A 15,335-nucleotide genomic window follows, 5' to 3' on the forward strand; every position below is an offset into this window, starting at 1 on the left:
CTTTGTATTCGACACGAACGACCCAGACATCGAGCCACCGTGCCCAAGTCCAACGAAAAACTCGATCTCGCCACCCGCGCCGCGTGGCTGTATTACGTCGCGGGCAATACGCAGAATGAAATTGCGGAGAAGCTGCAGATCTCGCGGCCCGTCGCGCAGCGGCTGGTCGCGTTCGCGGTCGAAAAGAACCTGATCCGCGTGCGCGTGGACCACCGGATTGCCGATTGCCTCGCATTGGCCGCGAAGTTATCGAAGCGATACGGCTTGTCGATGTGCGAAGTCGTCCCCGTCGACGGGGACTCTCCCGAGCAAGTGGACCGCAAACTGGCGGTCGCGGGCGCGCAGGTCATGGAACGCTATCTCGCCGATGAAAAACCGCTGGTGATCTCGATCAGCACCGGCCGGACCCTGAAGGCCGTGGTGGCGCAAATCGGGCAACTGGAGCGTCCGCAGCACCGCTTGGTGTCGATGGTAGGGGCTATTGCCCAGGACGGCTCCTCGAACCGCTACGACGTCGCACAGCACCTGTCCGAGAAGACCGGCGGCAAGCATTTCATGTTGCCCGCGCCGTTGATGGCCGACAGCCGGGCCGAGCGCGAGCAATGGTGCAATCACCGGCTGTACCGGATTGTCGATGCGCTGTCCGCAAACGCCGATGTCGCGTTTATCGGGATCGGAAATATCGGGATCAATTGCCCGCTGCATGAGGATGGCTTCATCACGACCGCCGAAGTGGAAGAGATGATGCAGGCTGGTGCGGTGGCTGAATTGCTCGGCTTGCCCATCGACGCGCAAGGCGTGCGGGTGCAATCAACGACCGGTGAGCGTGTGACCAGCTTGCGCCTGGACGCGCCGCCGAAGCGGCCGACTATCGGGTTCGCGGGCGGCTTGAGAAAACGTGAAGCCGTGATTGCCGCGTTGCAGGGTAAATGGCTGTCGGGGCTGGTGACCGATGAGCTGTGCGCGCAGGCGGCGCTGGACGACTGAGAGCGTTTTAGTCACCGCATAAAGAAACGCCCGGGCCGTTGATGACCCGGGCGTTTTTACATCGAAGAATGCAAACTCACGCTGCCGAGAGTACCTCGACAATCTTCCGCTGATACGCAATCCCGTCTGCGTTGAACAGATGGCAATGTTCAGGCGTCGCGCCGAGCTTCAGCATTTCGCCGCGTGAATGGCGCTCCAGCGGCGGGATGCGCGCAATTATCCCCTCCGGCGCCACGGAAGACTCCGCGTACAGATAAGCGGCATCGCCGAGCGACTCCACGGCCATCGTCTTCGATGAAACGCCGTGCTCAAGCGTTGCCGCCGTGCCCGCATGCAAATGCTCCGGACGAATCCCGACCGTTACCGCATCGCCCACCTTGGCGTTGCCCGGTTCGACGGCGGCGAGTTGCGTTTCACCCGTCGCGTACTTCACCAGGATTCCGTCGCTCAACACCTGCGTGACTTCGCCGTTCAGGAAATTCATCTTCGGCGAGCCGATAAAACCCGCCACGAACTTGTTCTGCGGCGCGTGATAAAGCTGGTTCGGCGAACCGACCTGCTCCACGTTCCCCGCCGACAGCACCACGATCTTGTCCGCCAGCGTCATGGCTTCCACCTGATCGTGCGTCACGTAGATCATCGTGGTCTTGAGCTCGTCGTGCAGCCGCGCGAACTCCAGGCGCATCTTCACGCGCAACGCCGCGTCGAGGTTGGACAGCGGTTCGTCGAAGAGGAACACCTTCGGCTTGCGCGTGATCGCACGGCCGATCGCCACCCGCTGACGCTGCCCGCCCGACAGTTGCTTAGGTTTCCTGTCGAGCAAATGGTCGATGTGCAGGATCTTCGCAGCCTGCTTGACGGCTGCATCGATTTCCGGCTTTTTCGTACCGGCCAGCTTCAGGCCAAAAGCCATGTTGTCGTACAGCGTCATGTGCGGATACAACGCGTACGACTGGAACACCATCGCAATCCCGCGCTTGGCCGGCTGCACGTCGTTCACGCGCACGCCGTCGATGGTCAGGTCGCCGCCGGTGATATCTTCCAGACCGGCGATCATCCGCATCAGGGTGGATTTGCCGCAACCGCTTGGGCCCACGAACACGACGAACTCGCCGTCGGCGATATCGAGGTTCACGCTGCGAATCACTTCGGTTTCTTCGTAGCGCTTGTTGATGTTGCGCAGATTCAGGCTTGCCATGATGGAGTCTCCGTCTTTAACTTGGCTTCGTTTTCTGCGAGCAAGACGCTCACGGCAGTTCGAAGCTTGCGTTTTGCAGCCACTGCCCGACGAGCGTGGGCAGATGCCCCATCTCGTCGAACACGACACTTGCGCCAGCACGTTTCAGCGCATCAATCTGTCCTTCAGTTGCATGACCGCCGCCCAGGAAACCGAGCACGGTCATGCCCGCCGCCGCCGCCGCGGTGACACCGGTCACGCTGTCTTCGACCACCACGCAGCGTTCGGGTGCAACCCGCATGGTCCGCGCCGCCGCGAGGTACACGTCGGGCGCGGGTTTCGGGTTCGGCACTTTATCGGCGCAAAACAAACGTTCGCCGAAAAACCGCACGAGGCCCGTGCGGTTCAGCACGGCTTCCACATACGACGTAAAGCTGTTGCTCGCGCAGGCCTTGCGCAGCGGGATCGCAGCCAGTGCGGCCTCGATTCCGTCGACCGCCGGCCCTTCCACGGCCGCGGCTTCAACGACCGCCCGGATTGCATCGATCTGGGCTGCATCGAGCGTCCGGCCGAGCGCTTCAGCCGTGCGCTGCAGCACCGTTTCGATCCGCAGCCCGAGCAGCGGCGTGACGATCGGCTCGGCATCCACGCCGGGCCAGAGCGCCTCCATTTCCTGCACGAGCACGCGTCCCGCGATCGCTTCGCTGTCGATCAATACGCCGTCGCAGTCGCAGATCAGCAGATGCCCGTCGAAGGCATCGGCTGGAGCGAGCACGTCCGGTACGCCGGCTTGGGACAAGTTCAGGTTCACTGGATCAGCCTCGCGTTCCACCTCGGGTTCCACTTCCTCAGGTTCCACTTCCTCGGGTTCCACTTCATTTCACCGCGCCGAAGGTCAGGCCGCGCACCAGCTGCTTCTGCGACAACCAGCCGACAATCAGGATCGGCGCCACGGCAAGCAGTGAAGCTGCCGAAAGCTTCGCCCAGAACAAGCCCTCCGGACTCGAATACGACGCAATGAACACCGTCAGCGGCGCCGCGTTCGAACTCGAGAGGTTGATGCTCCAGAACGCCTCGTTCCACGACAGGATCACGAGCAGCAACGCGGTAGAGGCAAGCCCGGGCAGCGACATCGGCATCAGCAGATAGATGATTTCCTGCCATGTCGCCGCGCCGTCAATACGCCCCGCTTCCAGGATGTCACGCGGGATTTCGTTGAAGTACGTGTAGGACATCCAGACGGCGATCGGCAGGTTGATCAGCGTGTAGACAATGATCAAACCCCACACCGTGTCGAGCATGCCGGTGTTTTTCCACAGCAGGTAGATAGGCACGAGCACGCCCACCGACGGCATCATCTTCGTCGAGAGCATCCACAGCAGCACTTTCTGCGTTTTCCTGGTCGGGAAGAACGCCATTGCGTAGGCGCACGGCACGGCGAACAGCAAGCAGATCACCGTGACGCCGACCGAGATCAGGATGGAGTTCCACGCAAACGCAAAGTAGTTACTGCGCGCGAACACCTCGCGGAAACTGTCGAGCGTGGGTGTAAAGATCAGCGACGACGAATACGCCTGCTGCTCGGTCTTGAACGCCGTGATGGTCATCCAGAAGATCGGGAAAAACAGCAGCAGCGCGAACAGCCACGCGATCACACCCAGCACGCCACGCTTGAGCGTGTCGAGGATCGGCACGGACGTTGTTGCGGTAACGGGATGGCTCATGATTCGTACTCCCCTTTCAGGTTCTTCGCGAGCATGCGCACCAGGAAGAATGCAACGACGTTCGCCAGCACGACCGCCAGAATGCCGCCGGCAGAAGCCAGGCCGACGTCGAATTGCTGCAGGCCAAGCGCGTAGATCAAGTACGACAGGATGGTGGTCGCGGTGCCTGGGCCGCCGCCGGTCGTCGTGTAGATTTCAGCGAAGATGGAGAGCAGGAAAATGGTTTCCATCATCACCACCACGGCAATCGCGCGCTTCAAGTGCGGCAGCGTGATGTAGAAGAACATGGAGATCGCACCCGCGCCGTCAATGCGCGCCGCTTCCTTCTGCTCCTGGTCCAGCGACTGGATCGCCGTGAAGAGAATCAGGAACGCGAACGGCAGCCACTGCCATGCAACGATCACGATCACCGCGAAGAGCGGATAGTTGCCAAACCAGTCGATCGGCTGGAGCCCCAACGCCCGCATCAACTGCGCTATCAGCCCATACACCGGATGCAGGATCATGTTCTTCCAGATCAGCGCGCTGACTGTAGGCATGACGAAGAACGGTGCGATCACCAGCAGCCGCGCAATACCCTGACCGTAGAACTTGCGGTCGAACAGCACGGCAAGCAGCACGCCGCCGATCACGGTAATCAGCAACACCGATCCGATCAGGGTCAGCGTGTGAACAATCGACGGCAGGAAGGCCGGATCAGTGGCCAGGAACTCATAGTTATCGATGCCGGCAAACCCTTTGACATCGGGGTTGAGCAGGTTGTATCGGGAGAACGAATACCAGATGGTCATCGCAAGCGGGATGGCCATCCACAGGAACAGTACGGCGGTCGACGGCATGATGAGCCAGCGGACCGACTTCGCGCGTCTCTTGTCGCGCGCTGCGGCGGATTCCGCGTAACCGTCTGTGAGGGGGGGATTAAGTTGACTCATGATCGTGTCACCTCTCGATGATGATGCGCAGGCCGCGCGCTTGACGCTTCTTCACAGAAGCGGCGCGGCCCGCTGTCCTACATTAGGCGCAACAAGTTACTGCTGCTTCGGGTCCTTACTTCTGGTACCCGGCCTGCTTCACGGCACGATTGGCTGCGGCGTTGCCCGCAGTCAATGCGGCATCAACAGTCGTCTGTCCGGCGACCACACCGGCGATCGACTGGCCGACCACGGTACCGAACGACTGGAATTCAGGAATCCCGACGAACTGGACACCGGTGTACGGCACCTTTTTCAGCGTTGCATCGGTCGGGCTTGCCGATTCGATTGCGCTCAGCACGAAGTCGCCGAACGGCGCCGCTTTCTTGTATTCCGGATTGGCGTAGGTCGACTTGCGCGTGCCCGGGGGAACCGAGGCCCAGCCTTCGTCCTTGGCAGCCAGTTCGATGTACTCCTTCGATGTAGCCCACATTGCGAACTTCTTCGCAGCGTCTTGCGACTTCGAGGTCTTCGGAATCGCGAGCGACCACGACCACAACCAGTGCGAACCCTTCGGCGTAACCTCGACCGGCGCTGCCGCGAAGCCAATCTTGTCAGCCACCTGCGACTGAGCCTTGTTGTACAACATGCCGGCCGCGACCGTGGCGTCGATCCACATCGCGCACTTGCCCGAGGACATCAGCGTCAGGTTCTCGTTGAAGCCATTCGAGCTGGCTCCCGGCGGCCCGTCTTTCTTCAGCAGGTCCGAGTAGAACGTGAGAGCCTTGTGCCATTCCGGGGTATCGAGCTGGGCCTGCCACTTCTCGTCGAACCAGCGGCCGCCGAACGTATTCACGACCGTCGAGAAGAACGCCATGTTCTCGCCCCAGCCCGCTTTGCCGCGCAGGCAAATGCCGTACTGCTCCTTGGATTTGTCGGTGAGCTTGTCGGCGAATTGCCTGATCTGGTCGTAGGTCGGCTGATCGGGCATCTTCAGGCCGGCGGCATCGAACAGGTCCTTGCGGTAAAACGTCATCGAGCTTTCAACATAGAACGGCAACGCATACAACTGGCCGTTATACGAGAGGCCGTCGCGAGCCGTCTTCACCACGTCGTCGAGATCGTAGCTGGCCGGCAGGTTGGTCATGGGCGCGAGCCAGCCGCGCTTGCCCCACTGCGGCGCTTCATACGTGCCGATCGCCATCACGTCGAACTGGCCGCTGTTCGTGGTGATGTCGGTGGTGGCGCGCTGACGCAGCACGTTTTCTTCAAGAATGACCCACTTCAGCTGAATGTCAGGATTCGCTTTTTCGAATGCCGGCGACAGCTTCTTCAACTCGATCATGTCCGGGTTGTTGAGCGTGGCGATTGTCACGGTCGCGGCCTTGGCGGCGATTGGCGCAATCGCCGCAAGGGCGAATGCAGCGAATGCGAGCGAGCGTATCGGCAGGGTCTTGAGGGTGAAGTTGGCGCGTTTCATGTTGTTTCGTCTCCTTTATCGTTAGCACGGGCGCTGGTCTTGCGTTGCGTTGCTTGAAGCAGTCGATACTCGGGTAATACAGGTGCTGCTTTAACTACTTTCGCTAATGATCTTCACCGCGGTGGCTTGGGATGCTTGCGTGCGTTTGCACGTCTGCAAGGCGAGCCCTCAACTCATCCAGTTGCCGCCGTCCACGTTCAGTGTCTGTGCCGTGATGTAGTCCGAATCCGCTGAAACGAGGAACAGTGCCGCGCCCGTCAGGTCGTTCGGGAGGCCCATGCGGCCTAGCGGCACGGCCTCGCCGACCAGCCGTTTCTTCTCGCCGAGCGGGCGGTTTTCGTACTTCGCGAAGAGCGCGTCGACCGTCTCCCACATGGGGGTATCGACAACACCCGGTGCGATGCTGTTCACGTTGATGCCATGCTTGGCGAGCCCCAACGCGGCTGATTGCGTGTAGCTGATCACGGCGGCTTTGGTTGCGCAATAGTGGGAAACTAGCGCCTCGCCGCGACGCCCGGCCTGCGACGACATGTTCACGATCTTGCCGCCACGGCCCTGCTCCACCATGCGCTGCGCGACGAGTTGCATCAGGAAGAACATGCCCTTCACGTTGACCGAGAAGAGGCGGTCGAAGATGTCCCAGGATTCGTCGAGGATCGGGCGCATGTCGAAGAGCGCCGCGTTATTGAACAGGATGTCGATGCCGCCAAACTTCTCGACGGTGGTCGAGACAATGCGCTCCAGGTCTTCGCGCTTCGTGACGTCGGCCTTCAAAGCCAGCACACGCCCGGCGCTTTCCGGGAAACGCTGCGCCAACTCGGTTTCGTCCTTCAGATCGACGACGACGACTTTCGCGCCCTCGTCCAGAAATCGTTTCGTTACCGCTTCGCCAATCCCGCTGGCCGCACCCGTCACGATAGCTACCTTGTCCTGCAATCTCACGGCTGTCTCCGGTTCGTCCCTGATTCGACTTGCTGAAAAAAAACGCTCGGTTGACACGCGGCATGGTGAGCGAACGCTCTTTGCGCGATCAATTGCTCTCTGCGTGGTCGAATGATCGGTGAGGTGTGAGGCGGTGTCAAGGCACGCCGCCATGTTTCGATGCTGCGACGCGCAAAGCACCTCAAAACTGCGGGAAAACCCCAACCAGCGTGGGTTTGCGGGTTATCGGAGGACACCCGGAAAGGCGTTCGTCATGTGCCTGCGGATGCAAAATACAGTGATACGTTATATCATCACGATCGATTCGGGCGGTCGTAGCCGTGCACGCAAAACGCGAACGCTACCCACCCGTCGGCCTCTTTCCACCCCATTCCAGGAAACACCATGAGCAAACTTGCCGCCGCCATCCTGACCTGCGCCGCTCTCTTATCTGCCAGCTTTTGCGGCACAGCCACGGCGCAGACGGCGTCTACAGGCGTGGTGCCGGTGGTCGCGGCCGAGAATTTCTACGGCGATGTCGTGCGCCAGCTCGGCGGCACTCATGTCCAGGTGACGAGCATCCTGAGCAACCCCGACGAAGATCCGCATCTGTTCGAAGCCAGCCCAAAGACCGCGCGCGCGTTGCAGAATGCGGTGCTTGTCGTGTATAACGGCGCCGATTACGATCCGTGGATGGACAAGCTGCTGTCGGCGTCGAAGGGCAAGGGGCGCACGACTATCGTCGCGGCGCAACTGATGGGCAGGAAATCCGGCGATAATCCGCATCTCTGGTATGACCCGGCGACCATGCCGACGGTGGCGAAAGCAGTGAGCCAGTATCTGGTCCAGGCGGACCCGGCGCACAAGGCTGACTACGATGCGCGCCTCGCGACGTTCCTGGCGTCGGTGAAACCCATCGACGACAAGGTCGCCGCGCTCAAGAGCCAGTACAAGGGCGTACCCGTGACGGCGACGGAGCCGGTGTTCGGTTATATGTCGGATGCGATCGGCCTCGACATGCGTAACAACAGCTTCCAGCTCGCCGCGATGAACAACACGGAACCAAGCGCGACGGATATTGCCGCGTTCGAAAAAGATCTGCGCGAGCGCCGCGTGCACGTGCTGATCTATAACAGCCAGGCTACGGAAGCACTCACGAAGCGCATGTTGAAAGTCGCCCACGATTCACACGTGCCGAGCATCAGCGTCACCGAGACGCTGCCCGCCGGCAAGACCTTCCAGACATGGATGACGTCGCAGCTCGACGCGTTGTCGGTTGCGCTGCAGGGAAAAACACAATGACGGGATGTGGCAGTAGCAAAATCGCGCTTTCGGGCGCATTGCAATGACGGCTCCGGACCCGGGTTCAGCACGAGGTAAAGCGGGCGCGCTGGAAGTCGAACACGTTGCGCTCGAACTCGGCGGACGGCCGATCCTGAAGGACGCCAGCTTTACCGTCGCGGCGGGAGAGTTTATCGGCGTGCTGGGTCCGAACGGCGCCGGCAAGACCACGCTGATGCGCGCGATGCTGGGGTTGTTGCCGTTATCGAAGGGCGCGATTCGCGTGAACGGTGCACCGGTCGTACGCGGCAATCCGTCGATTGGCTACATGCCGCAAACGCGCAGCGGTCTTGCCGGCCGGCATGTGCGCGGCCGCGACTTCGTCGCCATGGCTGCTAATGGGCACCGCTGGGGCCTGCCGCTCGCGAACGCCGCGGCACGTGCCGATGTCGACCGCGTGCTCGATCTGGTCGGCGCCCGGACGCTCGCCATGCGGCCGTTGTCCGAGTTGTCGGGCGGCGAACGGCAGCGTTTGCTGCTTGCACAATGTCTGCTTGGCGACCCGAAACTCCTGCTCCTCGACGAACCCCTGATCAGTCTCGACCCGCGTCATCAAACCGGCGTGGTCGATCTCGTGCGCAGCGTGCAGCGTGAACTCGGCATTACCGTGCTGTTCTCCGCGCACGAACTCAATCCGCTGCTCAACTCCATCGACCGTGTGCTGTATCTCGGCAATGGAAGTGCGGCGCTCGGTACGATCGATGAAGTCATCACGAAGCCGGTTTTATCGCAGCTATATGGATCGCCCATCGACGTGATGCGCGTGAACGGCCGCATCTTCGTGATGGCGGGCGACGTGGAAGTCGACAAGCTCGATCACGCGCACGAAGACGGTCCCGAAGGCCACTCTCATTCCCACGATCACGACCACGCTCAAGGCCACGGCCACGGCCACGGCCACGGTCACGCTCATCACCACACCGGAACGCATTCCCACGATGTTTGAATACGAGTTCATGCAAAACGCCTTCGTGGCGTCGGGGATTGTCGCGGTGCTGGCGGGCGTGGTCGGCTACTTCCTTGTGTTGCGCGGCCAGACCTTCGCGGGTCACGCGTTATCGCACGTGGGTTTCACCGGTGCGACCGGCGCGGTGCTGGCCGGCGTGTCGCCGCTCTGGGGCATGATCGGCTTCACGCTCGCGGCGGGTATCGGCATGGGCGCGCTCGGCGAAAAGCTCGCTGGACGCGATGTCGCTATCGGCGTGATCCTGACGTTGTCGCTGGGCTTCGGCTTGCTGTTCCTGCACTTCTTCACCGCGTACGCCAGCCAGGCGACCGCGCTGCTGTTCGGCAATGTGCTCGGTGTGAGCCATGAAACGCTGGTGGTGCTCCTCGGGCTCGCGGTGGTCAGCCTTGGCGCGCTCGCGATCATCATGCGGCCGTTGTTGTTCGCTTCGCTGCAACCGGAACTGGCCGAAGCCAAAGGGGTGTCATTGCGCCTCATGTCCATCCTGTTCCTTGCGATCACGGCGCTGGCGGTGGCGGCATCGACGCAGATAGTGGGCGTTTTGCTGGTCTTCGCGTTGATGGTGGGACCGGCTGCGGCGGCTCAGAACGTAGCGACGCGGTTGTCCACCGGCGTGCTGCTGGCGGCGGTTTTCGCGCTCGCGCAGGCGTGGTTGGGGTTGACGCTGGCGTATTACACCGACTGGCCAACCAGCTTCTGGATCACGATCCTGGCGGCGGGGGTGTATGGATTGAGTTTGTTGGGGCGGAGATGAAGTTGGACGTGAACGATGAAAGCGAAAGCGCACACGCGCTTCCACGTGATCCACTCTCAAGCACACAACGTCCGTGCATGAAACGCAATATGCTCGCCGATAAACGTCGAGATGAAGTAGTACCCGTGGTCATAACCTTCATGCCTGCGCACGGTCACCGCCTGCCCTGCCGCCTTGGCCGCCGCCTCGAATAACTCCGGATGCAACTGCGCCGCGAGGAAGTTATCGGCGAGACCCTGGTCTATCAGGATGCCCGCTTCAAATTTCGACGCCGCCGTCTTCACCAGTTCGCTCGCGTCATATTGCTTCCACGTTTCCCGATCCTCGCCGAGATAGCCTGAAAACGCCTTGACACCCCAAGGGCATTGCGAAGGCGCCGCGATCGGCGCGAACGCGGACACAGACTTATAAATGCCCGGGTTCTTCAGCGCGAGAACCAGCGCACCGTGGCCGCCCATCGAGTGTCCAAAAATACCCAGCCGATCCTCCCGCACCGGCAATTCAGCAAGCACCGTCGCGAGCAGATCCTGCGTCACATATGAGTACATCCGGTAATTGCGCGCCCACGGTTCCTGCGTGGCATCGACGTAAAACCCCGCCCCCACGCCGAAGTCCCACGCAGCGCTTTCGTTCGGCACGCCTGCACCGCGAGGGCTCGTGTCCGGCGCGATCAATGCAATGCCATGCTCGGCCGCATAACGCTGCGCGCCGGCCTTGATCGGAAAGGTCTCTTCGGTGCAAGTGAGGCCTGCCAGATAAAACAACGCGGGCACTTTCCCCTTGGATGCCTCGGCCGGCAAGAACACCGAGAAGCGCATGGGCAAGCCAATAGATTCCGAGTCGTGTTTATAGGTTCGCTGCACGCCGCCGCAGCACTTATGTTCTTCCACAAGTTCTAGCATTGCTTCATCCCTTCCCTATTTTGCCGAGGCGGCGCGCCGCCCCGGCTCGTGCTTCGCTCAATACACTTAATACAACACCACCGAGCGGATCGATTCGCCCTTCTTCATCAGGTCGAAGCCTTCGTTGATGCGCTCGAGCGGCAGTGTGTGCGTGATCAGGTCGTCGATATTGATCTTGCCTTCCATGTACCAGTCGACGATCTTCGGCACGTCGGTACGTCCACGTGCACCGCCGAACGCCGAGCCCTTCCATTCACGGCCTGTCACCAACTGGAACGGCCGCGTGCTGATCTCCTCGCCCGCCGCCGCTACGCCGATGATGAACGACTGGCCCCAGCCTTTATGCGTGCACTCAAGCGCCTGGCGCATCACCTTCGTGTTGCCGATACATTCGAACGAATAGTCCGTGCCGCCATCGGTCAACTGCACGATGTGATCGACCACGTTGGGCACTTCGTTCGGGTTGATGAAGTGCGTCATGCCGAACTTCTTTGCAAGCTCCACACGGCCCGGGTTCAGGTCAACGCCAATGATCTTGTCCGCCCCGACCATCTTCGCGCCTTGAATTACGTTCAAGCCGATACCACCAAGGCCAAACACCACCACGTTCGCGCCGGCCTCGACCTTCGCCGAATACACGACCGCGCCCACGCCCGTGGTTACGCCGCAACCGATGTAGCAGATCTTGTCGAACGGCGCATCTTCACGCACCTTCGCCACCGCAATCTCCGGCACGACGATGTAGTTTGAAAACGTGGACGTGCCCATGTAGTGAAACAGCGGCTTGCCGCCGATGGAGAAACGCGACGTGGCATCCGGCATCAGGCCGCGGCCTTGCGTAGAACGAATCGCCTGGCACAGGTTGGTCTTGCGCGACAGGCAGAACTTGCATTGCCGGCATTCGGGCGTGTACAGCGGAATAACGTGGTCACCCTTCCTCAACGTGCCCACGCCCGGACCGACGTCGACGATCACGCCAGCGCCTTCATGCCCAAGAATTGCCGGGAAGATACCTTCCGGATCAGCGCCCGAGAGCGTGTAGTAGTCGGTGTGGCAGATGCCCGTCGCCTTCACTTCAATCAGCACTTCACCGGCGCGCGGCCCTTCGAGATCCACTTCCTCGATGGTGAGCGGCTTTCCGGCTTCCCATGCAATGGCGGCTTTCGTCTTCATGTGTTCGACTCCTTTCCTTGATCGTTGATTCAGAGTGGGCTGGCGGGCAGCACGTAGCACTGTGTCAGGACACGACGTTTAGTACTTCGTAGCATGCACCCATGGTGTGATAGTCGACCTTCCCGGCCGGGCTTTTTTCGTTGCTGTATTTCGTGTTGTCGCGTGCGAGTATCCGGTACCACGCGCCCCATTTGTGATCGACGAAGTGGTCCCAGCTATAGGCCCACAGACGGTCGTAATCGTTCCAGTAACGCGCTTCCGTAGCCGTGTCACCGACCCGCGCAGCTTGGTCGGCGAGCAGCGCGGCCGCGGCCAGGGACTCTGCCTGGACCCAGAAATACTTGTCTTCGTCGTAGAACTCACCCTTGATATCGAAGCCGTACACCATCCCGCCGTGCTCGTGGTCCCACGAAAATTCCAGCGCGCGGTCAAACAGTTCCCGTGCGCGCGTGACGTGCCATGGGTCCGGACGATGCCGGTCGAGAATCAGCAGCAGCTTCGCCCATTCGGTCTGATGGCCCGGCTGGAATCCCCACGGCCGGAAGATGTTGCTCTTGTCGCCCTTGTTGTATTCCCAGTCGACCGACCAGTCCGGCCTGTAGTGTTCCCAGACCAGCCCGCCGGCAAGCGCAGCCTGGCGATTCACCATGTTGTCGGCGAGCAGCGCGGCGCGGTCCAGATAACGCACATCCTGCGATGCTTCGAAGGCAGCGAGCATCGCTTCGCAGGCGTGCATGTTGGCGTTTTGTCCGCGATAGTCCGACACCACCCAGTCAGCACTCGCCTCGTCTTTGTATAGTCCGTGGGCCGCGTCCCAGAAGCGCGTCTCCATCAGGTCCCAGGTTTCTTCAAGGTACCCGCGCGCTTCTTCGAAACCCGCTTCCAGCGCCTTCGCATAAGCCAGCACGACGAACGCGAGGCCGTAGCAATGATTGGTGGCGTCGGTAACATCACGGCCGTTGAGCGTCCACGCGTAACCGCCGGTCTGCTGATTACGATGAAACTCGCGCAAGTACTCAATGCCATGCAGGACACCGCCGCGGTACTCATCGAGCCCGAAGTGCTTGTACGCCATGGCGTAGTTGAAAACGAAGCGCGTGCTCGACACCAGATGCCGCGACTTGCGGTCGTAAATAGTGCCGTCGTCCTGGTAGAAATGATAAAAACCGCCCGCCGGATCCATGCAGTGCGGGTGATAAAAGGTCATGGTCCGCAATGCGTGATCCAGCAGGAACTCGCGCGAGCGAAAGTCGGGATGGTCGGGATCTGAAATCGGGGACGTGGTTGTATCGGACATATGTCGTATCGGGCTTTTCGTGCTGTCTCTTGGATTCGCTTGAGCGAGCGTTAGTTTAAGCGGAGGTCGAAATCATGCGTTAAAACCAGCTCGCGTTACGCTGGTATAAATCGATGAAACGCGTATGACGGAGCGCCAGATCCTCGTCGTCACCCGGCGATGCCACGAGCGTCGCCGATGGCGCCAGCGCCGCCAGATCTGCCGCGTGCCAGGACCCGAGCGCGATACCGCCCAGCATTGCCGCACCGCGCGTGGCCGCATTCGGGCAATCGACGGCTTGCAGGTCGGCGTCGAGCGCGTCGGCCAGAAGCTGGCGCCAGCGCGGATCGATTGAGCCGCCGCCAGCAAGCCGCAGGGTTCGTACCACGGCAGAAGATCCGCTGTTCAGACGAATGGCATCGAGGCCGGCGCGCAGGGCGAACGCTACGCCCTCGAAGGCCGCACGCATCATCGTGCCGCGTGTGTCGCCCAGGCCGAGGCCGAGCCACCCGCCCCTTGCCGCCGGGTTCATCCACGGCGAACGCTCACCGCTGACATAGGGCAAGAACGTCAGGTGCGTAGACGCCGGCGCACTGAACGCGTCTTCATAAGCGCTCGGCCAGTCCGTGTAGCCGAGCCAGCCCCGCACCGCTTCGAGCGCCACGCCCACGTTCTGCATCGCAGCCATTCGATACCACTGATCAGTCGCCGCTCGATACGCGTGCAGGCCGGTGACTGAGGCCGGCGCATCGGCAGACACCACCACGATCTGGCCGCCGCTGCCGGTGGTCAGCAACGCGTCGCCATCGGCAAAAAGACCGCTGCCGAGTGCAGCGCACGCGGTGTCGCCGGCGCCCACGGCCAGCACAATGCCCGCCCGCAGGCCGAGCAGTTTCGCGCCTTCGGCGTTCAACGTGCCAGCCGCTGCATACGATGGCGCGAGCGGCGCAAACCACTCGCGCCGCAACCCGATTTCCGCAATCAACGCGTCGTCCCATACACCCGAAGGTGCAGCAAGCGCGGTGGCGCACGCGTCCGACGGATCGGTGCAGACTTCGCCGCCCAACGCCGTGCGCAACCAGTCTTTCGGCTGCAGGGCCCAGCGTGTCTTGTTCATCACCGCGGGCTCGTTCACCGCAAGCCAGCGCAGCAACGGCCCCGCCATGCCGGGTGCGACGGGATTCGGTTGCGGTGCGGGCCATGCGTCGAGCAAATCGAGCGCGCGGGTATCGGGCCATAACATCGCGGGACGCAGCGCGTGGTTGTTCTCATCCGTGACAACAACGCCATGCATCTGCCCTGAGAAACCGATCGCATTCACCTGCTCGCGCTCATGCGCGGGCAGGCGCGCGGCTGCATCGCGCAACGCGTTCCACCAGGATTCCACGGACGTTTCCGCCCAGCCGGGAAACGGCGTCGTGACTGCGTACGCGACGCTCGCGAAGGCGCGTTCGTGACCGTCTTCATCGACGATTGCGAGTTTCAGCGAAGCCGTGCCCAGATCGATGCCAAGAAATCGCATGGAGATTCGTAGAAAAAAATAAGCGGTAAAAACGGGTTGCGACGGGTTTACCCGCTGCCTGCACCGAGCCTCCGGAAAACCGACTATGCGGAGCGGCAGATAACCATCATAACCACGCCGGGTATCCGAATGCCCTGCCAGGCGCGACGCCAATCGTCCTTCGCCCGCCAGCCGTGGCTTCACTACGCCAGACACGATAT

Annotated in this window: 14 protein-coding genes; 4 read left to right on the forward strand and 10 right to left on the reverse strand. The window is 61.4% G+C overall.

Going from position 1 to position 15,335, the window contains the following annotated elements; translation table 11 throughout:
• Window positions 1-39: 39 nt before the first annotated feature.
• Entirely contained in the window at window positions 40-987 is a 948-nt protein-coding gene (locus AWB69_RS01110) for a sugar-binding transcriptional regulator (RefSeq protein WP_062081158.1), read from the forward strand.
• A 76-nt stretch (window positions 988-1,063) separates the two neighbouring features.
• Here AWB69_RS01110 and AWB69_RS01115 read toward each other — a convergent pair whose 3' ends face one another.
• The 6 genes from AWB69_RS01115 to AWB69_RS01140 form a co-directional block, all read right to left on the reverse strand.
• Window positions 1,064-2,185 carry an ABC transporter ATP-binding protein gene (locus tag AWB69_RS01115; protein WP_062081160.1) on the reverse strand — a complete coding sequence of 374 codons (1,122 nt, stop codon included), beginning with the start codon at window positions 2,183-2,185 and terminating at the stop codon, window positions 1,064-1,066.
• 49 nt (window positions 2,186-2,234) lie between these two features.
• The gene (locus AWB69_RS01120; protein WP_062081348.1) at window positions 2,235-2,939 is read right to left on the reverse strand and encodes an HAD family hydrolase; all 705 of its coding nucleotides are present in this window, start codon (window positions 2,937-2,939) and stop codon (window positions 2,235-2,237) included.
• A 100-nt stretch (window positions 2,940-3,039) separates the two neighbouring features.
• Window positions 3,040-3,888, reverse strand: coding sequence for a carbohydrate ABC transporter permease (locus AWB69_RS01125; protein WP_062081162.1), 849 nt, complete (start codon window positions 3,886-3,888; stop codon window positions 3,040-3,042).
• Window positions 3,885-4,820: a carbohydrate ABC transporter permease gene (locus AWB69_RS01130; protein WP_062081164.1), complete on the reverse strand. Its 936-nt coding sequence runs from the start codon at window positions 4,818-4,820 to the stop codon at window positions 3,885-3,887. The genes AWB69_RS01125 and AWB69_RS01130 overlap by 4 nt, the downstream gene beginning before the upstream one ends.
• Before the next feature lie 115 nt (window positions 4,821-4,935).
• Complete coding sequence (locus AWB69_RS01135) at window positions 4,936-6,279, reverse strand: ABC transporter substrate-binding protein (RefSeq protein ID WP_062081166.1); 1,344 nt, start codon at window positions 6,277-6,279, stop codon at window positions 4,936-4,938.
• Window positions 6,280-6,447: 168 nt separating this feature from the next.
• A complete protein-coding gene (locus tag AWB69_RS01140; RefSeq protein WP_062081168.1) occupies window positions 6,448-7,221 on the reverse strand; it encodes an L-iditol 2-dehydrogenase in 774 nt (257 codons plus the stop codon).
• Between the two features lie 384 nt (window positions 7,222-7,605).
• On the opposite strand from AWB69_RS01140, the gene AWB69_RS01145 reads away from it, so the two are divergent.
• The 3 genes from AWB69_RS01145 to AWB69_RS01155 are packed head-to-tail and all read left to right on the forward strand — an operon-like array spanning window position 7,606 to window position 10,262.
• Window positions 7,606-8,502, forward strand: a complete 897-nt coding sequence (locus AWB69_RS01145) for a metal ABC transporter solute-binding protein (protein ID WP_082913215.1) — start codon at window positions 7,606-7,608, stop codon at window positions 8,500-8,502.
• 43 nt (window positions 8,503-8,545) lie between these two features.
• Window positions 8,546-9,487, forward strand: coding sequence for an ABC transporter ATP-binding protein (locus AWB69_RS01150; protein ID WP_062081171.1), 942 nt, complete (start codon window positions 8,546-8,548; stop codon window positions 9,485-9,487).
• Window positions 9,480-10,262, forward strand: coding sequence for a metal ABC transporter permease (locus AWB69_RS01155; protein ID WP_062081173.1), 783 nt, complete (start codon window positions 9,480-9,482; stop codon window positions 10,260-10,262). Before AWB69_RS01150 ends, AWB69_RS01155 begins: the two co-directional genes overlap by 8 nt.
• A 56-nt stretch (window positions 10,263-10,318) precedes the next feature.
• On the opposite strand, the gene fghA is transcribed toward AWB69_RS01155, so the two are convergent.
• The 4 genes from fghA to AWB69_RS01175 form a co-directional block, all read right to left on the reverse strand.
• Complete coding sequence (gene fghA / locus AWB69_RS01160; protein WP_062081175.1) at window positions 10,319-11,164, reverse strand: S-formylglutathione hydrolase; 846 nt, start codon at window positions 11,162-11,164, stop codon at window positions 10,319-10,321.
• Window positions 11,165-11,230: 66 nt separating this feature from the next.
• The gene (locus AWB69_RS01165) at window positions 11,231-12,337 is read right to left on the reverse strand and encodes an S-(hydroxymethyl)glutathione dehydrogenase/class III alcohol dehydrogenase (RefSeq protein ID WP_062081177.1); all 1,107 of its coding nucleotides are present in this window, start codon (window positions 12,335-12,337) and stop codon (window positions 11,231-11,233) included.
• Window positions 12,338-12,401: 64 nt separating this feature from the next.
• A complete protein-coding gene (locus tag AWB69_RS01170; RefSeq protein WP_062081180.1) occupies window positions 12,402-13,634 on the reverse strand; it encodes an AGE family epimerase/isomerase in 1,233 nt (410 codons plus the stop codon).
• 79 nt (window positions 13,635-13,713) lie between these two features.
• Window positions 13,714-15,135 carry a xylulokinase gene (locus tag AWB69_RS01175; RefSeq protein WP_062081182.1) on the reverse strand — a complete coding sequence of 474 codons (1,422 nt, stop codon included), beginning with the start codon at window positions 15,133-15,135 and terminating at the stop codon, window positions 13,714-13,716.
• Between the last annotated feature and the right edge of the window lie 200 nt (window positions 15,136-15,335).

It is taken from the genome of Caballeronia udeis (genome assembly GCF_001544555.2).
Taxonomy (GTDB): domain Bacteria; phylum Pseudomonadota; class Gammaproteobacteria; order Burkholderiales; family Burkholderiaceae; genus Caballeronia; species Caballeronia udeis.